Genomic DNA, 22,120 nt, shown 5'->3' with positions numbered 1-22,120 from the left:
GTCGAACCCCGGGACGAATGAGCGAGGACTTCGGCCTGCTCGAACCGGCGGACCAGCCCGGCGACGAGTGGGAGAAACTCGACGTCTCCGACACCGAGGCCGACCGGATCGCCCGGCGGCAGGACCGCGAGTTCGACGAGTTCCGCAAGCGGATCAAAGACACCGAGCAGTTCAAGCTCCAGGAGTCGGTGTTCGACGACGCCACGCTGGCGGCGGTGTACAAGCTGGTCCAGGACGGCTACGTCGACGCCTTCGGCGGGCCGGTGTCGACGGGGAAGGAGGCGAGCGTCTTCGAGGCGCTCGGCGGGCAGGCGGGCGAGCGGCCGGAGCCGGGGTCGGAGGCGGCCGGCGGCGGCCCCGAGGGCGTCACGCCCGAGCGCGAGGTCGCGGTGAAGGTGTACCGGATCAACTCCTCGAACTTCCGGCAAATGCGCGACTACCTGGAGGGCGACCCGCGCTTCGAGGGCATCGCGAGCGACAAGAAGGCGGTCGTGCTGGCGTGGACGCGCAAGGAGTTCGCGAACCTCTCGCGCGCGCAGAAGGCCGGCGTCCGGGTCCCGGAACCGATCGCGGTCCAGCGGAACGTCCTCGTGATGGAGCTCGTCGGCCACGCCGCGGAGCGCGCAAGGCGGCTGAGCGAGGTCGACGTGGAGAACCCGGAGACCGCCTACGAGGTCGTCCGCGAGTACATGCGCCGGCTGTACGGTGCCGGCCTGATCCACGGCGACCTCTCGGAGTACAACATGATCATCCACGACGGCGAGCTGGTGATCATCGACCTAGGGCAGGCCGTGACGGTTCACCACCCCAACGCCGGGGAGTTCCTCGCCCGCGACTGCGAGAACGTGGCGACGTTTTTCACCCGGCAGGGGCTCGACGTCGACCCTGACGACCTCCGCGCGTACGTGACGGAGCCCGAGGCCGACCCGACCGGGGAGCCGGCGTCGGGCGGGAAGACGGAGTCGAACGCGGAGGCAGACGGGAAGTCGACCGGAGCCTCCGACGAAGCGTAATTCGGGGCGCTTCCGTCGCGGTGTCGAGGCTCAGACCTCGCGGGCGTAGATCGCGGTCGGATAGGTTTCCTCGGACAACCCCTGTACGCGGATCAGTCCCCCGGAGTCCGCGTCCGACGCCGCCGGTCTGATCTCCATACGCGTCGCTCGCGGAGTCGACAGAAAAACCTCATTCCGATGTGACACGCCTTCGGACGGACAACCGGCCGGAGACCACCGTCACGCGGCCACACGGCGCCCGCCGCGGAACACTCTTAAAAGGCTCCGCCGGGTACTCCGTGATATGCAACACGTGACGGTTCCGCAGGACCGGATCGGCGTCGTCATCGGCGCCGGCGGCGAGACGATGCGAGAGATCGAAGAGCGGGCGAACGTGCGGCTCGACATCGACTCCGAGTCCGGAAGCGTCGCCATCGAGGAGCGCGACGACCCCGTGGCGGCGATGGTGGCCCCGGACGTGATCAAGGCGATCGGCCGCGGCTTCAAGCCGGAGACCGCGCTGTCGATCCTCGACCACGACCTCCGGACGCTCGACCTGGTCGACCTCTCCGAACACACTCGCAACGACAACGACCTCCAGCGTAAGAAGGGCCGGATAATCGGCGAGAACGGCCGGACTCGGGAGCTCATCGAGGAGCTGTCGGGCGCGAACGTCGTCGTCTACGGGTCGACCGTGGGCGCGGTGGGGCAGCCCGAGGAGCTGGAGGTGGTGCGGCGCGCTGTCGGAATGCTGCTCGACGGGGCTCCGCACGGCGCGGTGTACTCGTACTTGGAGCGCATGTCGAACGAGCTCGACGACGACGTGAGCTTCAACGCGCCGCAATAACAGAGAATATCTTTTTCCCGTTGCGGCCGCGGTCGCCTTTCGACTAACGACGACCTCTACCGGGATACGCTGATCTCCGCCAAAGCCCCAGCCTCGTCGGCCTTCCTTCAGTCGGCCGACTCCGGCGAAGGACCTCCGGTCCATCTGGCAGCCGACGCGTTGCGTCGCCGACCTCGCGCGTGCTATCCGGCCGTAGAGCGGCCTCGCAGGCACGCGCCGCCGTAGTTTGGCGCCGCTCAACCTCGGCCTCAACGGTCGAGTTAGCGTACTATATAAAGGGTCGTGTGAACTCACCGCATACTGGCCGATACTCCCCCACCGTGTTGCGATTTCGCACGACCTGAACAAAGGGTTTATATAGAATCACAAACAATCAATGGTCGTAATGTCACAGCGCCAGCGGATGGGCAATCAGCCCATGATCGTACTTTCCGAGGAATCGCAGCGAACATCCGGAAAGGACGCGCAGAACATGAACATCACGGCCGGCAAGGCGGTCGCGGAGTCCGTCCGCACCACGCTCGGCCCGAAAGGGATGGACAAGATGCTCGTCGACTCCGGCGGGTCCGTCGTCGTCACGAACGACGGCGTCACCATCCTGAAAGAGATGGACATCGACCACCCGGCGGCCAACATGATCGTCGAGGTCTCCGAGACGCAGGAGGAGGAGGTCGGCGACGGCACCACCTCCGCGGTCGTGGTCGCCGGTGAGCTCCTCGATCAGGCCGAGGAGCTCCTCGACCAGGACATCCACGCGACGACCCTCGCGCAGGGGTACCGTCAGGCCGCCGAGAAGGCCAAGGAGATCCTCGACGAGGAGGCCATCGACGTCTCCGCGGACGACCGCGACACACTCGTCGAGATCGCCGAGACGGCGATGACGGGCAAGGGCGCGGAGAACTCCAAGGACCTCCTCGCCGAGCTCGTCGTCGACGCCGTCCTCGCGGTCCAGGACGACGACGGCATCGACACGGAGAACGTCTCCGTCGAGAAGGTCGTCGGCAGCTCCATCGACGAGTCTGAGCTCGTCGAGGGCGTCATCGTCGACAAGGAGCGCGTCGACGAGAACATGCCCTTCGCGGTCGAGGACGCCGACGTGGCGCTGTTCGACGGCGCCATCGAGGTGAAGGAGACGGAGATCGACGCCGAGGTCAACGTCACGGACCCCGACCAGCTCCAGCAGTTCCTCGACCAGGAAGAGGAGCAGCTCCGCGAGATGGTCGACCACCTCGTCGACATCGGCGCCGACGTCGTCTTCGTCGGCGACGGCATCGACGACATGGCCCAGCACTACCTCGCGCAGGAGGGTATCCTCGCCGTCCGCCGCGCGAAGTCCGACGACCTGAACCGCCTCGCCCGCGCGACCGGCGGCCGCGTCGTCTCCAACCTCGACGACATCGAGTCGGACGACCTCGGCTTCGCCGGCTCCGTCGCCCAGAAGGACATCGGCGGCGACGAGCGCATCTTCGTCGAGGACGTCGAAGAGGCGAAGTCCGTCACCCTCATCCTCCGCGGCGGCACCGAGCACGTCGTCGACGAAGTCGAGCGCGCCATCGATGACTCGCTCGGCGTCGTCCGCACGACGCTGCTCGACGGGCAGGTGCTGCCCGGCGGCGGCGCCCCCGAGGCCGAGCTCGCGCTGCAGCTCCGCGACTTCGCCGACTCTGTCGGCGGCCGCGAGCAGCTCGCCGTCGAGGCGTTCGCCGACGCGCTGGAAGTCGTCCCGCGCACCCTCGCCGAGAACGCGGGTCTCGACCCCATCGACTCGCTGGTCGACCTCCGCTCCCGCCACGACGGCGGCGAGTTCGGCGCCGGTCTCGACGCCTACACGGGCGACGTGATCGACATGGAGGCCGAGGGCGTCGTGGAGCCGCTCCGCGTCAAGACCCAGGCCATCGAGTCCGCCACCGAGGCGGCCGTCATGATCCTCCGCATCGACGACGTCATCGCGGCCGGCGACCTCAAGGGCGGCGGCACCGACGACGGCGGCGACGAGGGCGGCCCCGGCGGCGCGCCCGGCGGCATGGGCGGCGGCATGGGCGGCATGGGCGGCATGGGCGGCGCGATGTGAAGTTCGGCTAACGCCTTCACCCCCCACCCCGACCGCAGCTGTTCCGCTGGACCGCTTCACCGATCGACCGTCGCGCGCCCCTTCAGGCCACGACGACACGCGATTTTTATCGACGCCGACGCTCCAGCGACGCGACCGTCTCGCTTCCCGTCAGTTACGATCCGCGCTAGCGACACCCACATTCGATCCGCGCGACACGACGGTAACACCCGCGTAACCACCGGACGGCGGTGTCCGCGAGCGGTTAAGTGACTCCCGCCCGTTCGTTCTCCCGATGAGGTTCTCACGTTTACGATGCCACAGCAGAAAGCCGACTACGCCGACGACACCGAGATCAACGCCGAACTGGACGAGCTCCCAGACGACGAGACCGTCGAGGAGACGGTCGCGAACTTAGCGGAGCGCGGCTCCGACGTGCTCGTCGTCGACGACGCCGACGAGGCGCTGGAGACTGTTACCGCCCAGATACCAGACGAGGCCTCGGTGATGAACGGGCACTCGACGACGCTCGAAGAGATCGGGTTCGACGAGTTCCTGAGCGAGGGCGACCACGAGTGGGAGAGCCTCCCGGACCAGATCTGGAGCATCGACGACGACGCGGAGCGACAGGCCGCGCGGCGCGATTCGCAGACGGCCGACTACTTCCTCGGTGGGATCAACGCGGTCGCACAGACCGGCGAGCTCGTCGCCGCCGACCTCTCCGGCAGCCGGATCGGCGCGTACCCGTTCGCCGCTGGCAACGTCGTCATCGTCACCGGGATCAACAAGATCGTCCCGACGCTCTCGGACGCCTTCGATCGGCTGGAGTCGGTCGCGTACCCGCTGGAGAACGAGCGCGCGCAGGAGGCGTACGGCGCCGAGTCCGCGATCGCGAAACAGCTCGTCTACCGGCGCGAGACCGAGGAGGGCCGGACGACGGTCGTTCTCGTGCGCGAGCAGCTCGGCTACTGATCTCCCGCGGCCGCGCGATACACGCCGACAGAGCACACGATTTCTCCCTTTGGACGACCGCCAGCCCCCACCGTGCGACGCCGAGACGGTGAGACTGTAACCCGTCCCCGATCCTCCGAGGACCGCCGCGTCGGTTCCGCGGTAGCGCCACGCTCGGCGGTTTCGAACCTTTCCCTTCTCGACGGCCTCGCGGCTGGCGGAGTTGCTCGCCGCGAGGATACGGGCCGGGAGGGATTCGAACCCCCGACCGTCCGGTTAAAAGCCGGACGCTCTCCCTAACTGAGCTACCGGCCCAGACAAATCGCTGTAGGGGCAGCCGACGGATAAACGTTTAGAACCGCGGAAGGCGTCGGCGTCGCCACCCGAAACGGTTTCCGACCCCCAGCCGTCGCCGGGAGCATGCCATTCGACATGCGCGCGTTCGCCGCCGAGCTCTGTCGCCACCGGTCGACCGCCGGCGAGGAGGCGGCCGCGGCCGCGTTCGTCGCCGAGCGGCTCGCCGACCTCGGCTTCGAGACGTACGCCTGGGACGCCGACCCCGCCGTCCTCGCGGACCACCCTTCCTTCCCGGACGACCTCGACGCAGCGGCCGTCGACGGGCGGCGCAGCGTCGCCGGCGTGCTCGAACTGGGCGGCGCGGGCGACGACGGTGGCGCGAGCGACGGCGACGACGCGGCCCCCGAGTCCGCCGCCGCCGACCCGGTCCCCACGCTGGTCCTGAACGGCCACCTCGACGTCGTGCCCGCGGAGGCGGCGGAGTGGTCGAGCGACCCCTTCGAGCCGGTCTGGCGCGACACGTCGGAGCGAAACGCGGACCCGGCCGCCGCCGACGAGGGCGGCGACACCCTCACGGCCCGCGGCGCGGCCGACATGAAGTGCGGGCTCGCGGCCTGCGTCGGCGCCGCCGTCGATGTCCGCGACGGGGTCGCCGACGGCGCAGTCGACCTGCCGCCGTCCGGGCTCCGACTCGTCGTCGAGGCCGTCGCCGGCGAGGAGGACGGCGGGTACGGCGCCGCGACCGCCGCGCTCGCGAACCCGTACCCCTTCGAGCGCGACGCGGCGATCGTCGCCGAGCCGACCGAGCTACGTCCCGTCGTCGCCTGCGAGGGGTCGCTCATGGCCCGGATCGAGATCGACGGCCGGAGCGCCCACGCGGCCACCCGGTGGCGCGGCGAGGACGTGCTCCCGCGCTTCGAGGCCGTGCGGGAGGCGTTCGCGGACTTGGAGACCGAGCGCGGCGAGTCGGTCTCGCACCCGCTGTACGGGTCGTTCGCTGTTCCGTGGCCGGTCGTCTGCGGCCGGGTCGAGGCGGGCTCGTGGGCGTCGACGGTCCCGGCGACGCTCGAAGCGGAGTTCCGGATCGGCGTCGCGCCCGGGGAGACCGTCGCGGAGGTGGAGGCGGCGTTCCGCGAGCGCCTGGACGATGTCGTCGACGCCGACCCTTGGCTGCGCGATCACCCGCCGCGGTTCGAGCGGTTCTCCGTCCAGTTCGAGCCGGCCGAGGTCGCCGTCGACGAACCGGTCGTCGAGGCGGTCCGTGCCGGCCTCGTCGCGACGGGGCTCCCGGACGTCGAGCCGCGGGGCGCGACGTACGGCGCCGACTCGCGACACTTCGTCGCGGCCGGGATCCCCGCGGTGCTGTTCGGGCCCGGTACCATCGACGAGGCGCACTACCCCGACGAGACGATTGCGTGGGAGGAGGTCGTCCGGGCACGCGACGCGATCGCCGCCGCCGCAGGACGGTTCGCGCGCGACTACGCGGCGTAGTCGTCCGGTGACGGGCAGTTCCTACCGGTCGCCGTCGAGGTACTCGTCGACCGCGTCGGCGACGATCGACCCCGGATCGACGCTCTCCATCGACGCCCGTCGGCGCAGCTCGACGTACGTCTCCGCCGGGAGCCGGACCTGAAGCCGACCGAGTTCGACCCCGGCCTCGCTGACGGCGGCCTCGACCTCCGCGCCGTCGTTGACCGCGGACGCGATCGCGCGGACCTCCCGCACGGTGAGGTCGCCGTCGATCGTCGCCCACGCGAGCAGGTAGCGGTCCCGCCCGCCGAGCCGCGCGACGTGTTTCGCCGCGCTGGGGGCGATTCGCCCGTTGGCGACCTGCCGCCGGATCGCCTGCGGGAGGTCGTGGACCCGCGCCCACTTCCGGATAAACGCGACGCTCACGTCGTCTCCGGCACGTTCGGCGGCTTCCTTGTACGACCCGACACCGCGGACGAGCGCCGCGCAGGCGGCGGCGCCGCGCAGCATCAGGACGTTGTCGTCGTCGCCGACGTCGCCGGCCGCGAAGCGGCCCACGGTCCTCGCGGCCTCGGCGACGCTGTCGGGGTCGTTCGGGTCGACCCCCACCGCGTCCGCGGCCCGGTCGCCGGTCACCGACGGGTCCGACCGGACCACCGGTTCGCCGACGGGGGACCGTCGGTCAGCGCGTGACTCCTCGGTCATACACACACCTTCGGGGCCGCGAATATAAACGCCGGGCACCGGGGCGGAACTCGCTCGAACGCCGGACGCGCCGGATCGCCGGGGGTCGATGCGCTTCGCGGTCCGGACCGGTCGTCGGCGCTCGACGCTACTTCGGGGTCCGGGCCGCCCCGTCGTCACCCTCGTCCGTTCCCCTCGCGTACAGGAGGTACGAGTACGCCACGGTGACCGCGGCGGTCGCGAGCGCCGGGCCGACGAGGAAGTACACGGCGTACTCGCCGGCGAAGAGACCGACGGCGGCGATCGCGGCCGAGAGCTTGAACAGCCGAGCACCGAGCGCGTGGGTGCGGTCCCAGACGGCGTCGTCGCTGAGCGTCCACGGCGTCCGGATCCCGAGGAACCAGTTCGGCTCGACGTGCGGGAGCAGGGTCCCGAGGTAGTAGAACAGCGCGGCGCCGCCGGCGGCCGCGACCGTCGTCACGTCGACCGCGTAGCCGAGGTTGACGGCGAGCACGGCGAGGTGGAGGGCGACGAGGAACGCCGTGAGGACGACGACGAACCGGTCGTAGTGGACCCGGAACGCCGCGACGTTCTCCCACAGGGGATCGATCCGCGGGAGCACGGCGAACAGGCCGATCAGTCCGGCCGCGAGCCCCGGCACGAGCCACATCCCGGCCGTCCGCGAGAGCGTCTCGGTCGGCTCGCCGGCGGCGTTCCACCGCGTTACCATTCGCTGCGGGAGGTCCGGTGCGACTGCGAGGCTTGCGGCGGCGCCGACGGCGACGAGGAGGACCGCGACGCCGAACCGGAGCCGCGTGGAGAGCACGGATTCGGAGGGCATGCGGCCGGAGACACGCGCCGAACCGATAAAAGGTACCCACCCGTGCGACTCCGACCCGAAGACCCCGGCGCGACGCAACCCTTACCGGTCGTGACCGCCAACTCTGGCCATATGACCGACGAACGCGACGACGACGGCCACGAGTTCTCCTCGGGGCAGGGCGTCGACGCCGACTACGACACGTTCACGCTCGACCCGCCGGAGCTCGGCGAGGACCCGAGCCGCGTCGACCCGGTCGACTCCCGGGTGCTGACCGAGGAGCTGGACCGCCGGAACATCGGCAGCGAGGACGTCGACGTCGAGCAGCTGATCGACGTGGGCCTCTCGTACATGGGGATCAACCGGTTCGAAGAGGCGACGGAGACGTTCGAACGCGCCGCCAACTTCGCCGAGGAGGACTCGCTGGAAGCGCAGGAGGCGTGGGTGAACAAGGGCGCCGCCCACGCCCAGTTGGAGGAGTTCGACCAGGCGATCGGCGCGTATCAGGAGGCGCTCCGGATCGACGAGGAGTCCGAACACGCCGCGACCGCCGAGACGAACCTCGCGTACTCGCTCTGGGAGTCCGGCCGGAGCGAGCAGGCGCTCGAACACTCCGAGCGCGCAGTCGAGACCGACCCGCGCTTCGCGGAAGCGTGGTACAACCGCGGGTTCCTGCTGGTCGAGCGCGGGCTCGCCGAGGACGCGGTCAAGTGTTTCGACAACGCGATCCGCCTCGGCTACCGCGACGCGGGGGTCCTCGAAGAGAAGGCGCGCGCCCTCGAGGAGGCCGGCGAGCACGAGCAGGCCGAGGAGGTCGCCGACCGCGCCGAGGCGCTCCGTCGCGAGGCCGAAGAGCAGATGGTCGAAGAGCAGACTGGGCAGGCCCCCGGACCCGGCGGGCAGGGCCGTCAGGGCGGTCGCGGCGCTCCCGGCGGACAGGGCCGTCAGGGCGGGCAGGCCGGCGGCGGGCGGGGCGGCGACCCCGAGGGCCCGGAGCGAGAGCTTCAGGGCGAGGGGCCAGAGGGCTTCTGAATGCTCCTCCGCGAGCGCGAGACCGCCGAGGGACGGCTCGTCTCCGTCTGTGATCCGGACTGCCTCGGCGAGACGTACGACAACGGCCGCGCGACGATCACCGTGAGCGAGGAGTTCTACGGTGGCGACGACGCCGTCGAGGCGACCGCCGAGGAGGTCGTCGCGGGACTTCAGCGCGCACAGGTCGCGAACATCGTCGGCACCGAGGCGGTCGGCGTCGCCGTCGACGCGGGGCTCGTCGACGAGGAGACCGTCTTGGAGTTCGAGGAGACGCGGCACGCGCAGTTGCTCTGGCTGTAGCGGCGCACCGCCGCCCGCGTCTCGCCGGGATCCGAACCGGCTAAGGGCGCGGGCGACGAGGCGAATCCGATGAGACGACTCACGCGGAGCGAACTGGCGTCGCGGGTGGGGCCGCGGCCGCCGTCCGACGCCTTCTGGCGGCGCGCGATCGACCGCGGGGAGGCCGCGCTCGGCGTCGGCGCGGACGCCGTCGGCGGAGGCGCGGCCCCGGGCGACGAACCGGACGACGGACCGACGGAGCCGCTCGACACGGGGGACATCGTCGACGTGGGCGACCACGCCTTCGTCGTCGTCGACGCCGACCGCACCGAGAGCGGCGGGCGGATCTACCGGATCGAACTCGTCGCCGACCGCGAGGGAGACTGAGGATCGGGAGACGGATCGACTCGGAAGACGGGCCGGACCGGGTGGCGAAACCCGATCAGAGCCCGGCGACGTCCTCGATGGCGTCGGTGAGTTCCTTCACGCTCTCGACGGTGTGCTCGCCCATGTGGCCGATCCGGAACGTCTCCCCGCCGAGGTCGCCGTAGCCGTTCGAGAACGCCATGTCGTACTCCTCGCTCACTTCCTCGATCGTCGCGGCCACGTCGATCCCCTGCGTGTTCTCGATACAGGCGACCGTCTGCGACTCGTACCCCGCCTCGGGGAACATCGCGAAGTGTTCGTCGGCCCAGTCGTGGACGTACTCCGTCATCTCGCGGTGGCGCTCGTCGCGGGCGCGGTGGCCCTCCTCCAGCATGCGTTTCATCTGCTTGCGATACGCCAGCATGATCGGACTGGCGGGCGTCGAGTGGGTCTGTCCCTTCCGGTCGTAGTAGTCGATCGTCCGGCGGAAGCCGCCGTACCACGAGGAGTCGCCCTTCTCGACCTCGCGGTCGTAGGCGTCGTCGCTCACGACGCAGACCGCGAGCCCCGGCGGCATCGCGAACGCCTTCTGAGTGGACGCGAAGATCACGTCGATGCCGTGTTCGTCGATGTCGACGTAGTCGCCGCCGAGCGACGAGACGGCGTCGACCGCGAAGTACGTGTCCGGGTACTCGGCGATCACGTCGCCGATCTCCTCGACCGGGTTCCGCACGCCGGTGGACGACTCGTTCATCACGCCCGCGCCCATGTCGTACTTCGCGTCCGCGGACTCGATCGCCTCGCGCACGTCCGCGGGTTTGACCGCCTCGCCCCACTCGTACTCTAGCCGGTCGACGTCCTTGCCGAGCCGCTCGGCGACGTTGGCGTAGCGCTCGCTGAACGCGCCGCAAGTCGGGACGAGGACGTGCTCGTCGACGAGGTTGAGCGTCGTCGCCTCCCAGAACTCCGTGCCGGAGCCGGTGAGAATCACGACCTCGTGGTCGGTGCCGAGGAACTCCTTCGTGTCCTCGACGATAGTGGTGTACAGGTCGGTCATCCGGTCCATCCGGTGCCCGAACATCGGCTCGGCCATCGCCTCGATGACGTCGTCGCGGACCTCCGTCGGGCCGGGGATGTACAGCGTCTTCTCGTCGTAGTCGTCGCGGTATTCGCGTTTCTTCGTCACGGGATCCACCTGTTAGTTCGTACCGGGACGCGTGCGGGTATGTTCCTTGTGTTACGTTCAAAAACCGGGAACGCCGGCGCCGGGCGCGACCGGCGGCGGGCCGAGGCGGCACCGCGGTGGAGTTGCGCGGATCAACCGTCTTTATAGGCACAGAGCAGAGAATCATGGTATGATACACACACCGAGAGTCGCAACCGCCCGGGGTGGCCCGCCGTGAGCGGCGACGAGGAGCTCGCGAAGGACCTCGGGCTGGTCTCGGCCATGACGATCGGGATCGGCACGATGATCGGTGCGGGGATCTTCGTCCTCCCTGGACTCGCGGCCCGCGAGGCGGGCCCCATCGTCGTCGTCTCGTTCGTCGTCGGCGGGATCATCGCCATGGTGAACGCCTTCTCCGTCTCGGAGCTCGGGACCGCCATGCCGCGAGCCGGCGGCGGGTACTACTACGTCAACCGCGCGCTCGGACCGCTGTTCGGGTCGATAGCCGGGATGGGCGACTGGATGGGACTGGCGTTCGCCTCCGCGTTCTACAGCATCGGATTCGGACAGTACCTCGCGACGCTCGCGCCGATCCCGGGCGTCCTGTTCCTCACTGACATCCAGATCGGCGCGCTGATCGCGGGCAGCCTCTTCGTCCTCGTCAACTACGTCGGCGCGAAGGAGACCGGCGGCGTTCAGACCGTCATCGTCACCGGACTCCTGATCATCCTCGGCCTGTTCGCGATCCAGGGCTGGCTCTCCTTCGACTACGCGACCCTCTCCGGGACCGGCGGCCTCGCTCCGATGGGATACGGCGCGATCCTTCCGGGCACGGCGCTGGTGTTCGTCTCCTTCCTCGGGTACGCGAAGATAGCCACCGTCGCCGAGGAACTGAAGAATCCCGGCAAGAACCTCCCGCGGGCGGTCATCGGCAGCGTCGCCATCGTCACGGTGATCTACGCCATCCTCGTCAGCATCATGCTCGGCGTCGTCTCGTGGCCGGAGCTGAGCACGGACGCGCCGCTGACGCAGGCCACCGAAGTGGCGTTCTCGGGCGCGTACACCCCCGCGGTCACCGCGATCGCGGTGACGATCGTTACCGGCGGCGCGCTGCTCGCGACCGCGTCGAGCGCGAACGCGTCGATCCTCGCGTCGGCGCGGATCAACTTCGCGATGGGACGCGACAAGATCGTCACGAACTGGCTCAACCAGATCCACCCGCAGTTCGCGACGCCGTACCGGTCGATCCTCGTCACCGGGATCATGATCATCGTCTTCATCGCGGCGCTCGGCCAGGACGTCGAGATCCTCTCGAAGGCAGCGAGCGTGCTCCACTTGGTCGTGTACGCGCTGATGAACGTGGCGCTCATCGTCTTCCGCGAGGCCGATATCGCCGAGTACGACCCCGACTTCGAGGTCCCCTTCTATCCGCTCACGCCGATCGCGGGGATCGTCTTCTCGCTCGGCCTGCTCCCGTTCGTCGGCGCCGTCGAGGTCGCGCTCGCCGGGGCGTTCATCGTCGCCGCGGTGCTGTGGTACTTCCTGTACGCCCGCCGGAAGGTCGAACGCACCGGGCTCCTCGGTCGGTGGATCCTCGACCGCTCCGAGGACCTGCCCGAGCAGGCCGTCTCGGCGGCCACCTCCGTCCAGCCGAGCGGCGGCGACTACCGCGTGATGGTGCCGCTCGCGAACCCCAAGACCGAGGAGCACCTGATCACGCTAGCGTCGGCGATCGCCAAACAGCGCGACGGGACGGTCGTCGCGGTCAACATCGCCAACGTCCCCGACCAGACGCCGCTCGAGGCGGCGCGCGACCGCGGCGCCCACGAGGCGGCACACGGTCTCCTCGATCAGGCCCGCGAGGACGCCGAGACGTTCGACGTCGACGTGGAGACCCACGTCGTCTTGTCGCACCGCGTGTTCGAGGAGGTGTTCGACGCCGCCCGCACCTACGGCGCCGACATGACCGTGATGGGCTGGGGCGAGGACTCCCACGGGGCGCCGGGGCGCGCCGAGTCCGCGATCGACGAGCTGGCGTACTCGCTGCCCTCGGACTTCCTCGTGTTCCGCGACCGCGGGTTCGACGCCTCGCGCATCCTCGTGCCGACCGCGGGCGGTCCGGCCTCGGACCTCTCCGGCGCCGTCGCGAAGATGCTCCAGACCGAGTTCGGCGGCGAGGTCACGCTGCTCCACGTCGCCGAGGACGGCGAGGAGGAGGCGGGCCGCGCGTTCCTCACCGAGTGGGCCGACGCGCACGACCTCTCCGACGCCACGCTCCGGATCGAAAGCGGCGACGTCGAGAACAGCATCGAGCGCGCCGCCCGCGACGCGACGATGCTCATCATCGGCGCGACCCAGAAGGGACTGCTCTCGCGGCTGGTCAGCGGGTCGCTCGTGTTGGACGTGCTCAACGAGGTGGAGTGTTCCGTGCTGCTCGCTGAGCCCCGTAGCGAGCGCGGTTTCTTCGACCGGCTCTTCGGCGGGGGTGCGCGGGAAAACGACGTCACCAGTGCGGAGGTTTCCACCGGAGAAACCGGCGTCACGCCCGACCCGTCCACGCCGGAGGTCGACGACTCGACGAACGACGCCTGATCGCGGTCCGCGTGGACGCCGCCCGCGAACCGTCCCCGCCGGGCGCTCGCGCCTCTCCTACGCCGACCGGTCGAGCCGGCGGACGACCGACCCGATCAACACCGCCACCGGGATTATTTCGAGTCGTCCAACCCACATGTTTATTATCAGCATCGCCTTCGCCGTGCCGGGCATGGTCGCCCCGGTGACTCCCGAGTCGAGGCCGACGTTGCTCTGTGCGCTCATCACGTCGAATATCACGTACTCCAGCGGGTACGTCGGCGGAAGGACCCGAAGGAGGACCGCGACGCCGATCACGAGGAACGTGATCCACAGCAGGAACACGACCGTCGCCTCGGTGTACTCGCGCTGCGCCTGCGCCTCGCTGAGGCGTCGGTCGCCGATCTGGAGGTACCGGATCGCGGCCTGCGGCCGAAAGACGTCCTGTATCTGCCAGACCGTCCCCTTGACCAGCGTGACGACGCGAATGAGCTTGATCCCGCTCACCGTCGACCCGGCCGCCGCGCCGGTGAGCATCCCGAGGCACGCGAACAGCGTCGGGCCCGCGGTCCAGACGCGCTCGGTGCCGTTACCGACCGACGCGCTGCCGAACCCGGTGTTCGACGTCGCGGAGACGAACTGGAACAGGCTCACCCGAAACGTCTCTTCGAGCGTCGGGTACTGCCCGTTCGCGTAGAGGATCGCGGTCAAGACGAGCGACCCGGCGCCGAACCAGATGAACACCCACCGCGTCTGGAGGTCGGCGTAGAAGTTCCGCAGTTCACCCTTGAAGATCAGGTAGTGGATCGGGAACGCGATGCTCCCCGCGACCATGATCGGGACCGTGGCGTACTCGATCAGCGGGCTCCCGTAGTGGCCGATCGAGTCCGCGTGGACGGAGAACCCGCCCGTCGCGATCCCGGTCATCCCGTGGTTGATCGCGTCCCACAGGGGCATCCCGGCGAGGAGGAACAGGGCGATCGAGCCGAGCGTGAGACCGAGGAAGATCTTCCAGATCTCGCGGACGGTCGTCACGATGCTCGGGTGGATCTTCTCGGACCGCGCCTCGCTCTCGTAGAGCGTGTACGAGCCGCTGCTCCCGCCGGACCGGCGAAGGATCGCGACCGTCAAGACGATCACGCCGACGCCGCCGACCCACTCGATGAACGACCGCCACCAGTGGATCGCCCGCGGGAGCTCCTCCTCGACGGTCGCCATCGTGAGTCCGGTGCCGGTGAAGCCGCTCATGCTCTCGAACACCGCGTTGAGGGGATGACGGAAGGTCGCGGTGGTCGGGTCCATCGGCGGCGTGTTCGCCCACGCGGGGAACGGGTCGACGTGGATCGTCCACGCGATGAGGACGAACGGGAGGCCGCCTAAGATTCCGACGAGCGCCCACGCCGTGGCCGCGGTGACCATCGCCTCGCGCTTCTCCGGCGGGTCGGCACCGCGGTACCGGCGGACCAGCGCGGTGCCGATCCCCGCCATGATGACCGCGGAGACCACGAACGCCGGTACCGTATAGAACTCGCCGTTGACCGCGGCCACGACGAGCGAGATCAGCATCATCAGTGAGACCGCTTGGATGATCCGACCGACGTCGCGACCGACGGTGTCGTTTTTCACCTTCATGACTCCCTCGGCCCGGGGGGACTCCCCCGCGACAACGGTCGACCGGTCACAGGCTCACCCCGTTCGACCCGTTCTCTTGGTCCTCGTAGTGACCGAAGATGTCCGTCACGTCTGGCGTCGCACCGGTACCGGAGTAGACGGTCAGCAGGTCGCCCGTCTCGATGCGGGTCTGTCCGCGGGGCGTGATCGGCGCGTCCGCGTCCTCCCGCTCGATCGCGACGATGAGCGTCTCGTCGCCGACGAGCCCCTCGTCGTCGGCCTCGACGAGGGTTTTCCCGGCGATCGGTGCCTCCTCTGCGACCGTGATCTCGAACACCTCGGCGACCTCGCCGACCCGCATGTAGTCGACGATGGACGGCCGGTCGACCGACCGGAACAGCGACTCGGCGATGAGTCGCTGCGGGTTCTGCATGGTGTTCACGCCGATCTGGCGGAACAAGTTCATGTGTTCGGGGCTGTGGACGACGGAGACGACGTCGGGGATGCCGAGCTCCTGCGCGAGCAGCGAGACCATCACGTTGGTCGCGTCTTGGTCCGTCGTCGTGATGATCGCGTCCGCGCGGTCGCTGCCGGCGTCGACGAGGGTCTCCTTGACCGTCGCGTCGGCGTTGAGTACCATACAGTCGTACTTGCTCGCGATCTCGTCCGCCTTCTCCGGATCGTTCTCGATGACGACGACCTCGTATCCGGCGCCCGTTGCGATTCCGATGAGCGGCGTTCCGATGTCGCCGGCTCCGACGATGATGATGTACATGTCTGTTGTGTGTTCCCGTCAGCCGTCGTCCTAGGCGCTCTCCTCGGCGTCGCCGTGGAGGCGTCCGAGGTAGTGCCACCGATACTGCCCGTCTCCTTCCTCCCTCGCGGGATCCCAAGCGACCCTGTACGCGAAGGGGCCGCGCGCACTCCCCGTCTCGTCCGGCCGCTCCACGACCGCGAGCGTGTATGCGCCGTGGTCCTCCGTGCGGACGAGCTCTTCTCCGGGTCTCGACTCGATCGCGTCCGTCAGCGTCGGATGCTCTCGAAGGAGTCGCTGCGCGTAGTGAATGACCTCCCTGAGTTGCGTGTCGTCGTACCCTTCGAGCGCGTCGACCACGTCGTCAGAGACGCTTCCCGGCGGATCTGTGTGAGGTTCTGTCATGGTTTGTACGTGTTGCGACCGCGTCGATCCCGGGCGATGTGGGCCGGGTGTCCGACCGCTGCCCACGCCAGCGACGCTTTCGATGCGGGATCTATAACCCTCAAAATTTTCGCTGAGTCATAAATATTGGCTTTCTATTTTTTCCAAACCGGGTTACTGTCCTGTCTCGGTCCTTCTGAGCCAACCGTTCCGGCCTCCCGACGCGGGTACGAGAAATCATTTGTACGCGCTGGCCGTCATTCGAACATGGGACATCGCATCGACGAGATCGACAAGCGCATCCTCTACCACTTCGCCGCGGACGCGCGCAACACCGCCACGTCCGACGTCGCCGAGGAAATGGGAGTGACGCCGGCGACGATCCGAAACCGGATCGACCAGCTCGAAGAGCGCGGCATCCTCCGCGGCTACCCCGCGGACGTCGATTACAAAGCGATCGGCGGCTACATCACGTACCTGTTCAGGTGTACGGCGCCGATCCCGGAGCGAACGCCGCTCGCGCAGTCGGCGTTGGACGTCTCCGGGGTCGTCGGCGTCCAAGAGCTGATGTCGGGGTCGGCGAACCTCCTCGTCACCGCGGTCGGCGGGGACACCGACGACATCAACCACATCGCGGGGGAACTCTCCGACCTCGGACTGCGGATCGAAGACGAGAGCGTGATGCAAGGCGAGTACCACAGGCCGTACGACCCGTTCGGTCCCGAGACCGTCCCGAGGGGGCCGTCGCTCACCGACTTCATGAGCCTCGCGGGCGACGCCGAGGTCGCCGAGTTCACCGTCTCGGAGGGCGCCGAGATCGCGGGGAAGACCATCGAGGAGGCGGTCGCGGACGAACTGATATCGGGCGACTCTCACGTCGTCGGCGTCGAGCGAGACGGCGAGGTGCTCACGCCGAAGGGCGAAACGAGGTTCCAGGCCGGCGACGTCGTCTCGCTGCTCTCGCCCGCCCCCTTCGAGACGGGGTCGCTGGAGGCGTTCGGCTCGCAGCGGGAGTGAACGCGGCGCCGGTCCGTCGTCAGTCGTCCGGGAGCGGCGTTACCCCCAATGCCAGAAGTGGTTGTCGTCGTCCTCGACCGGGTCGGTGCGCTCCCGGAGGGCGGCGACGTCCTCGGCGGTCGGCTCGTGGTCGTCGGGGAGCCGCTCCATACAGTCGAAACAGAGGAAGAACTCCGAGCCGTCGGTGAGTTCGAGCGTCAGCCCCTGCGTCGACTCGAACGCGAAGTTCCACAGGTCGCCGATCCCGCCGGCGATCCGCACGGACCGCTCGCACACGTCGCACGCCTCGGAGGCCATACGCGTCTCTCACGGGGTCCGCGGGGTAAGGCGTGTCGCCTCGGTAATTATATATCGCCGCTGTTTGGAGAGACGCGATTGACAGCTCTGCGGTGAACACCGCTCAATCAGCAGCCACTCATTTATAAGCGACTATCAGCAGACCGGCGGCGAACACTCCCAAAGCCCCAGCCGGCGAGGCGGGCGCACGCTCGCTGCGCGCCTCACTCGGTCGCTGTCGCTCCCTCGTTCGGTGCTTACGTCGCCTGCGCCCGCCCCGCCGGCTGCCCCTTTGAGTCCCGCCCGACCGCAACCGCACGGCGCCTCACGCCTCCCCAGCCTCGCGGTTCGCGCTCTCCGAGCGCTCACCGCGTCCAGCGAGAATCGAAGATTCTCTGGCAGCCGGCGCGTAGCGCCGGCGACCTCGCGCGCTCCGTCGCGGCCGCCGAGGGCGGCCGCTCGCAGGCACGCGCCACCGTGAGGGATTCAGCGCTGCTCCGCGTCGATAACGTGTCCGTCGCTCGGGTCGAACCCGACCGCGACCGCGCCGTCGAGGGGGTCGACGGTCCGGACGAGCAGTTCGCGGTCGCCCCAGTCGAGCGTGACGCGCGTCGTCTCGCCGAGGAACTCCGCGCTGGCGACCGTCGCGCGCAGCGTGTTTTCGCCGACCGGAGCGGCGGTCTCGCCGCCCCCTGCTCCGCCCGCGCTCGCGACGCGCAGGTGTTCCGGACGGACGCAGAACGCGATCCGGTCGCCGACTTCGGGCGAGTTCGTCGCGGGCGCGCCCTCCCCCGCATCGCCGCCGCCCCCGGGTGCGACGCGGAGGGTCTCGTCGCCGTCGTCGACGTCGACCGCGAGTTCGCCTTCGCCGAGCGACTCCACGACGCGGCCCGCGAACACGTTATTGTCGCCGACGAACTCCGCGACGAACCGCGTCGCGGGCTCGCGGTACACCGTCCGCGGGGGTGCCACCTGCTCCGGCGTCCCGTCGTTCATCACCGCGACGCGGTCGGAGACGGCCAGCGCCTCCTCCTGGTCGTGCGTGACGTATATCGTGGTAATCGACAGTTCGGACTGGATCCGCTTCACCTGCGCGCGGAGCCGTTCGCGGAGCCGCGCGTCGAGCGCGCTCATCGGCTCGTCGAGGAGGAGCACGTCGGGGCCGGGCGCGAGCGCCCGCGCCATCGCGATCCGCTGCTGTTGCCCGCCCGAGAGGCTCTCCGGGTCGCGGTCGGCGGCGTCCGGCAGGTCGACCAGTTCGAGGAGTTCCGCGACGCGCTCGTCGCGCGTGACGCCGTCGGGCGGGTCGGCGAAGTTGAGCCCGTACGCGACGTTCTCTCCGACGGTCATGTGCGGGAACAGCGCGTAGCTCTGGAAGACGACGCCCACGTCGCGGTCCTCCGGGGGCACGCCGGCGACCGACTCGTCGCCGAACCGGACCGTCCCGCTCGTCGGCTCCTCGAACCCGGCGATCAGGCGGAGCGTCGTCGTCTGCCCGCAGCCGGAGGGACCGACGAGCGTGAAGAACTCGCCCTCCCGCACCCGGAGGCGCACGTCGTCGACCGCGGCCGTCTCGCCGTAGCGCTTCGTCACCCCGTCGAGTTCGACCGCGACCGGTGGGTCGGGCGCAGACTCCGACTTCGGTTCAGAGCCCACGGTGGTCACCCCCGAGCCGCTCGATGACGACGAAGCTGACCCCGGTGACGACGAGCAGGACGACGCCCATGGCGGTCGCCGGTCCGAGCCGCCGCCCGATGAACCGTTCGATCGCGACGGGCATCGTGTACGCGTCGGCGCCGGTCGCCAGCACGACGGTCGAGGTGAACTCGCCGATCGAGACGGCGAACGCGAACGCCGCGCCCGCGACGACCGCGGGCCAGACGAGGGGGATCTCCACGTCCCGGATCACCCGCGCCCGCGAGGCGCCGAGCGCCCGCGCGGACTCGACGAGCGAGCGGTCCAGCCCGGCGAGCCCGGGCGAGACGGTGCGCACGACGAACGGGTAGCCCGAGACCGCGTGCGCGACGACGATCGCGGCCGCGCCGCTCGCGGCGATCCGCCACCCCCCGATCTCGACGCCGAAGACGAGCCCCCGCAGGAGACCGAGCCCGACGATGATCCCCGACACCGCCAGCGGCGCCATCGCGGCCGCGTCGACCAGCGTCCGCCCGCGGTACCGCCGCGTGGTCAACACCGCGACGACGACGCCCATCGGGAGCGCGAGCAGCGTCGCGCCCGTCGCGAACGCGAGCGAGTTCCGGATCGCGGGCCACGGCCGCACCTGAAACGCCGCCCCCGTCTGCTGGCGCTCGACCAGAAATCGGTAGTGGTCGAGCGTGATCGCGCCGTCGCCGCCGGTCACCGACGCGAGGACCATCGACGCGATGGGCGCGAGGAAGACGACCCCGGCGACGACCCCGTAGGCGGCCAGCCCGGCCCGCGGCAACAGCTCGCGGAGCGTCGCGGCGGGCGGGGAGAGCGGGCGCCGGGGGAGCGGCCGAGCGCCGCGCGCGCCGGTCGACTGCCGGGCCTCGTACCGGAGGTACGCGAGCAGGACGCCGAGCGAGACCGCGAGTTCGATGATCGCAAGCACGGCGGCCTCGGCGTAGCTCAGGTCCCGCACCAACCGGTAGACGAGCACCTCGACGGTCACGAGCTCGAACCCCCCGAGCGCCAGGACGATGGGGAAGGTTCCGAAGGTGAACACGAACGTCAGCGCCGCGCCCGTGAGGACGGCGGGGTACACCTGCGGCGCGACCACGTCGACGAACGCCCGGACCGGCCCAGCGCCGAGGCTGCGGGCGGTCTCGACCGCGCTCGCGTCCACCGACTCCCACGCCGCGGTCGTCACGCGCGCCACCAGCGGCGCGTTGTAGAACGCGTGGGCGATCACCACCGCTTCGAGGGTGAACATGAGTTCGACCCGCGGGAGTCCGAGCGTCGTCAGGGCGGTGTTCAACGTGCCGTTCTCGCCGAACGTGGCGACGAACCCGACCGCCACCATGATCGACGGGAGGACGAACGGGACGATGGTGAGCGAGCGCAGGGTTCGCCGCCCGGGGAACTCGAAGCGCGCGAGCAGGTAGGCGGCCGGGAGGCCCAGGGCGACGCTCGCGACGGTCGAGAGGACCGCTTGGTACGCGGTGAAGCCGACGATCCCGAGTCGGCGGTCCGGCGAGAGGAGCGCCCGCGCGACCGCGACCGGGGACTCGCCCGACAGCAGCCGGGCGAGTTCGCCGAAGTAGAACGGGTCGGTGAGCACCTCGGCGAAGGCGCCGAGGGTGACGGCGCCGTCGACGACGACCGCCTCAATCAGGACGGTCGCCGTCGGGTAGTAGAAGGCGACGACGAGCGCGGCGCTGGTGAGGACCGCGAGCGCCGTCAGCGCGCGCGCCTCGGCCCACTCCCCGAGCCGAGACAGTCGCCCGTCGTGGTCGGTCACGCGCTCGGTCCCTCGTCGGACACGCGATCAGTTCCCGGCGTACTGCCGCTCCCAGGCCTCGACCCACGCGTCGACCGAGCCCTGGAGCTCGTCGTAGGTGAACGTCACCGGGTCGGCCGGCTCCTTCGCCAGCTCGGCGTAGTCGCTCGGCAGCTCCGCGCCGTCGGTCGACGGGAACGCGACGTTGCGCTGAGCGATTTCCCCCTGAACGTCCGGCTCCAGCATGAACGACATGAACTCGCGGGCGAGGTCGGGCTCGTCTGCGTCGGCGAAGAGGGCCATCCCCTCCGGGTTCGCGTACGCCTGGTCGTTCAAAAAGCGGATCTGGTGCTTCTGGAGGTCCGCGCCCTCCATGTCCGCGAACACCTGATCGGTGGAGTAGGAGACGACGATCGGCGCCTCCCCCTCGCTCCACGCCGCGTACGCGTCGTCCCAACTCCCCAGCACGCGCACGTCGTTCGCTTGGAGTTCCGCCCAGTAGTCGAGGTAGTCGTAGTCGGGGTCGCCGTCCCCGCCCGCGACGGCCTCGCCGTCGCCGTCGCTCGCGACCCCGCCGTCGCCGAAGCGGCTGATCGTGTGGAGGAGGAACGCCCGCCCGGTCGCGGAGCCGCCGGGGTTCTGCGCGATGAGCGCGCCCGCGTGCTCGTCGTCGAGCAGTCCGTCGAACGTCTCCGGCGCCTCTGTGGTCGTGCTGTCGTACACGAGGCTGACGTAGCCGGTGTCGAACGGGACCGCCCGCTCGAACGGGTCGAACCGGAGTCCCTCCTTGACCGCGTCGCGCCCGTCGACGTCGCCCGCCTCGGCGAAGAGGTCCTCGTCGAGCGCCCCGTCGACGCGGACGAGGTCCTCCGTCGTGAGCCCGACGTAGAGGTCGGCGTCGATGCCCGCGCCAGAGGCGGCGCGCTCGACGTAGTAGTTCACCTCGTTGTCGGGCGTCGCCCACTCCAGCGTGGCGTCGTACCGGCTCTCGAACTCCTCTTTGAGCCACTCGCCGGGGCTCACCGACGGCGCGTCGATGAAGTTCGTGTACGTGGCGACCGTCAGGGTCGGCGTCTCGTCGCCGCCGTCGCCGCTCTCCGATCCGCCGTCGTCGGTTCTGTTGCCGCCGCCCC

General features: G+C 69.7%; 20 protein-coding genes and 1 tRNA gene. 10 read left to right on the top strand and 11 right to left on the bottom strand.

What is annotated here, in order from left to right; all coding sequences use genetic code 11:
* Positions 1-17: 17 nt before the first annotated feature.
* From rio1 to B9H04_RS09175, 4 genes are all read left to right on the top strand, one after another.
* The gene (gene rio1, locus B9H04_RS09190; RefSeq protein ID WP_049932038.1) at positions 18-1,013 is read left to right on the top strand and encodes a serine/threonine-protein kinase Rio1; all 996 of its coding nucleotides are present in this window, start codon (positions 18-20) and stop codon (positions 1,011-1,013) included.
* A gap of 283 nt (positions 1,014-1,296) precedes the next feature.
* Positions 1,297-1,839, top strand: coding sequence for a KH domain-containing protein (locus B9H04_RS09185; protein ID WP_006114650.1), 543 nt, complete (start codon positions 1,297-1,299; stop codon positions 1,837-1,839).
* A 418-nt stretch (positions 1,840-2,257) separates the two neighbouring features.
* Positions 2,258-3,910 (top strand): thermosome subunit alpha, encoded by a 1,653-nt coding sequence (gene thsA / locus B9H04_RS09180; protein ID WP_080508593.1) that lies wholly within the window; start codon positions 2,258-2,260, stop codon positions 3,908-3,910.
* Positions 3,911-4,204: 294 nt separating this feature from the next.
* Positions 4,205-4,861 (top strand): lactate utilization protein, encoded by a 657-nt coding sequence (locus B9H04_RS09175; RefSeq protein ID WP_085682629.1) that lies wholly within the window; start codon positions 4,205-4,207, stop codon positions 4,859-4,861.
* A 220-nt stretch (positions 4,862-5,081) separates the two neighbouring features.
* On the opposite strand, the gene B9H04_RS09170 is transcribed toward B9H04_RS09175, so the two are convergent.
* A tRNA-Lys gene (locus B9H04_RS09170) sits at positions 5,082-5,155 on the bottom strand.
* A gap of 105 nt (positions 5,156-5,260) precedes the next feature.
* Here B9H04_RS09170 and B9H04_RS09165 point away from each other — a divergent pair.
* Positions 5,261-6,628: a M20/M25/M40 family metallo-hydrolase gene (locus B9H04_RS09165; RefSeq protein WP_049932041.1), complete on the top strand. Its 1,368-nt coding sequence runs from the start codon at positions 5,261-5,263 to the stop codon at positions 6,626-6,628.
* A 21-nt stretch (positions 6,629-6,649) separates the two neighbouring features.
* Here the strand turns inward: B9H04_RS09165 and B9H04_RS09160 are convergent, their stop codons facing one another.
* Positions 6,650-7,312, bottom strand: a complete 663-nt coding sequence (locus tag B9H04_RS09160; RefSeq protein WP_085682628.1) for a DUF7119 family protein — start codon at positions 7,310-7,312, stop codon at positions 6,650-6,652.
* A gap of 127 nt (positions 7,313-7,439) precedes the next feature.
* The gene (locus tag B9H04_RS09155; RefSeq protein WP_049932044.1) at positions 7,440-8,132 is read right to left on the bottom strand and encodes an SdpI family protein; all 693 of its coding nucleotides are present in this window, start codon (positions 8,130-8,132) and stop codon (positions 7,440-7,442) included.
* Between the two features lie 111 nt (positions 8,133-8,243).
* Between B9H04_RS09155 and B9H04_RS09150 the strand changes: the two genes are divergently transcribed.
* The 3 genes from B9H04_RS09150 (at position 8,244) to B9H04_RS09140 (ending at position 9,809) form a co-directional block, all read left to right on the top strand.
* Positions 8,244-9,143: a tetratricopeptide repeat protein gene (locus B9H04_RS09150; protein ID WP_049932047.1), complete on the top strand. Its 900-nt coding sequence runs from the start codon at positions 8,244-8,246 to the stop codon at positions 9,141-9,143.
* Positions 9,144-9,443: a DUF424 domain-containing protein gene (locus B9H04_RS09145; protein WP_049932049.1), complete on the top strand. Its 300-nt coding sequence runs from the start codon at positions 9,144-9,146 to the stop codon at positions 9,441-9,443.
* A 69-nt stretch (positions 9,444-9,512) separates the two neighbouring features.
* Entirely contained in the window at positions 9,513-9,809 is a 297-nt protein-coding gene (locus B9H04_RS09140; RefSeq protein WP_049932051.1) for a hypothetical protein, read from the top strand.
* Between the two features lie 55 nt (positions 9,810-9,864).
* Here the strand turns inward: B9H04_RS09140 and B9H04_RS09135 are convergent, their stop codons facing one another.
* Positions 9,865-10,974 carry a pyridoxal-phosphate-dependent aminotransferase family protein gene (locus B9H04_RS09135; protein ID WP_085682635.1) on the bottom strand — a complete coding sequence of 370 codons (1,110 nt, stop codon included), beginning with the start codon at positions 10,972-10,974 and terminating at the stop codon, positions 9,865-9,867.
* Positions 10,975-11,187: 213 nt separating this feature from the next.
* On the opposite strand from B9H04_RS09135, the gene B9H04_RS09130 reads away from it, so the two are divergent.
* Positions 11,188-13,545 (top strand): amino acid permease, encoded by a 2,358-nt coding sequence (locus tag B9H04_RS09130; RefSeq protein WP_049932052.1) that lies wholly within the window; start codon positions 11,188-11,190, stop codon positions 13,543-13,545.
* Between the two features lie 57 nt (positions 13,546-13,602).
* Here B9H04_RS09130 and B9H04_RS09125 read toward each other — a convergent pair whose 3' ends face one another.
* Genes B9H04_RS09125 through B9H04_RS09115 form a run of 3 tightly spaced genes read right to left on the bottom strand, consistent with a single transcriptional unit; the run spans position 13,603 to position 16,294 of the window.
* Complete coding sequence (locus B9H04_RS09125; RefSeq protein WP_049932053.1) at positions 13,603-15,156, bottom strand: TrkH family potassium uptake protein; 1,554 nt, start codon at positions 15,154-15,156, stop codon at positions 13,603-13,605.
* 46 nt (positions 15,157-15,202) lie between these two features.
* Entirely contained in the window at positions 15,203-15,910 is a 708-nt protein-coding gene (locus B9H04_RS09120) for a potassium channel family protein (protein WP_049932055.1), read from the bottom strand.
* Between the two features lie 30 nt (positions 15,911-15,940).
* Positions 15,941-16,294, bottom strand: coding sequence for a hypothetical protein (locus tag B9H04_RS09115; RefSeq protein WP_049932056.1), 354 nt, complete (start codon positions 16,292-16,294; stop codon positions 15,941-15,943).
* A gap of 246 nt (positions 16,295-16,540) precedes the next feature.
* Here B9H04_RS09115 and B9H04_RS09110 point away from each other — a divergent pair, with 246 nt between their 5' ends.
* Positions 16,541-17,290 (top strand): TrkA C-terminal domain-containing protein, encoded by a 750-nt coding sequence (locus B9H04_RS09110; RefSeq protein WP_049932057.1) that lies wholly within the window; start codon positions 16,541-16,543, stop codon positions 17,288-17,290.
* 39 nt (positions 17,291-17,329) lie between these two features.
* On the opposite strand, the gene B9H04_RS09105 is transcribed toward B9H04_RS09110, so the two are convergent.
* The 4 genes from B9H04_RS09105 to B9H04_RS09090 all read right to left on the bottom strand — a co-directional run.
* Positions 17,330-17,587: a DUF7561 family protein gene (locus B9H04_RS09105; protein ID WP_049932058.1), complete on the bottom strand. Its 258-nt coding sequence runs from the start codon at positions 17,585-17,587 to the stop codon at positions 17,330-17,332.
* A gap of 465 nt (positions 17,588-18,052) precedes the next feature.
* Entirely contained in the window at positions 18,053-19,222 is a 1,170-nt protein-coding gene (locus tag B9H04_RS09100) for an ABC transporter ATP-binding protein (protein ID WP_085682627.1), read from the bottom strand.
* Positions 19,212-21,008: an ABC transporter permease gene (locus B9H04_RS09095; RefSeq protein ID WP_049932061.1), complete on the bottom strand. Its 1,797-nt coding sequence runs from the start codon at positions 21,006-21,008 to the stop codon at positions 19,212-19,214. Before B9H04_RS09095 ends, B9H04_RS09100 begins: the two co-directional genes overlap by 11 nt.
* Before the next feature lie 27 nt (positions 21,009-21,035).
* Positions 21,036-22,120: thiamine ABC transporter substrate-binding protein (locus B9H04_RS09090; protein WP_085682626.1), on the bottom strand; the 1,085-nt coding region annotated here is incomplete at its 5' end.

The sequence above is a fragment of the Halorubrum ezzemoulense DSM 17463 genome, from assembly GCF_002114285.1.
GTDB classification, from domain to species: domain Archaea; phylum Halobacteriota; class Halobacteria; order Halobacteriales; family Haloferacaceae; genus Halorubrum; species Halorubrum ezzemoulense.
Note: the sequence above shows the minus strand (reverse complement) of the source record. Positions and strands in the feature narration are given on the sequence as shown.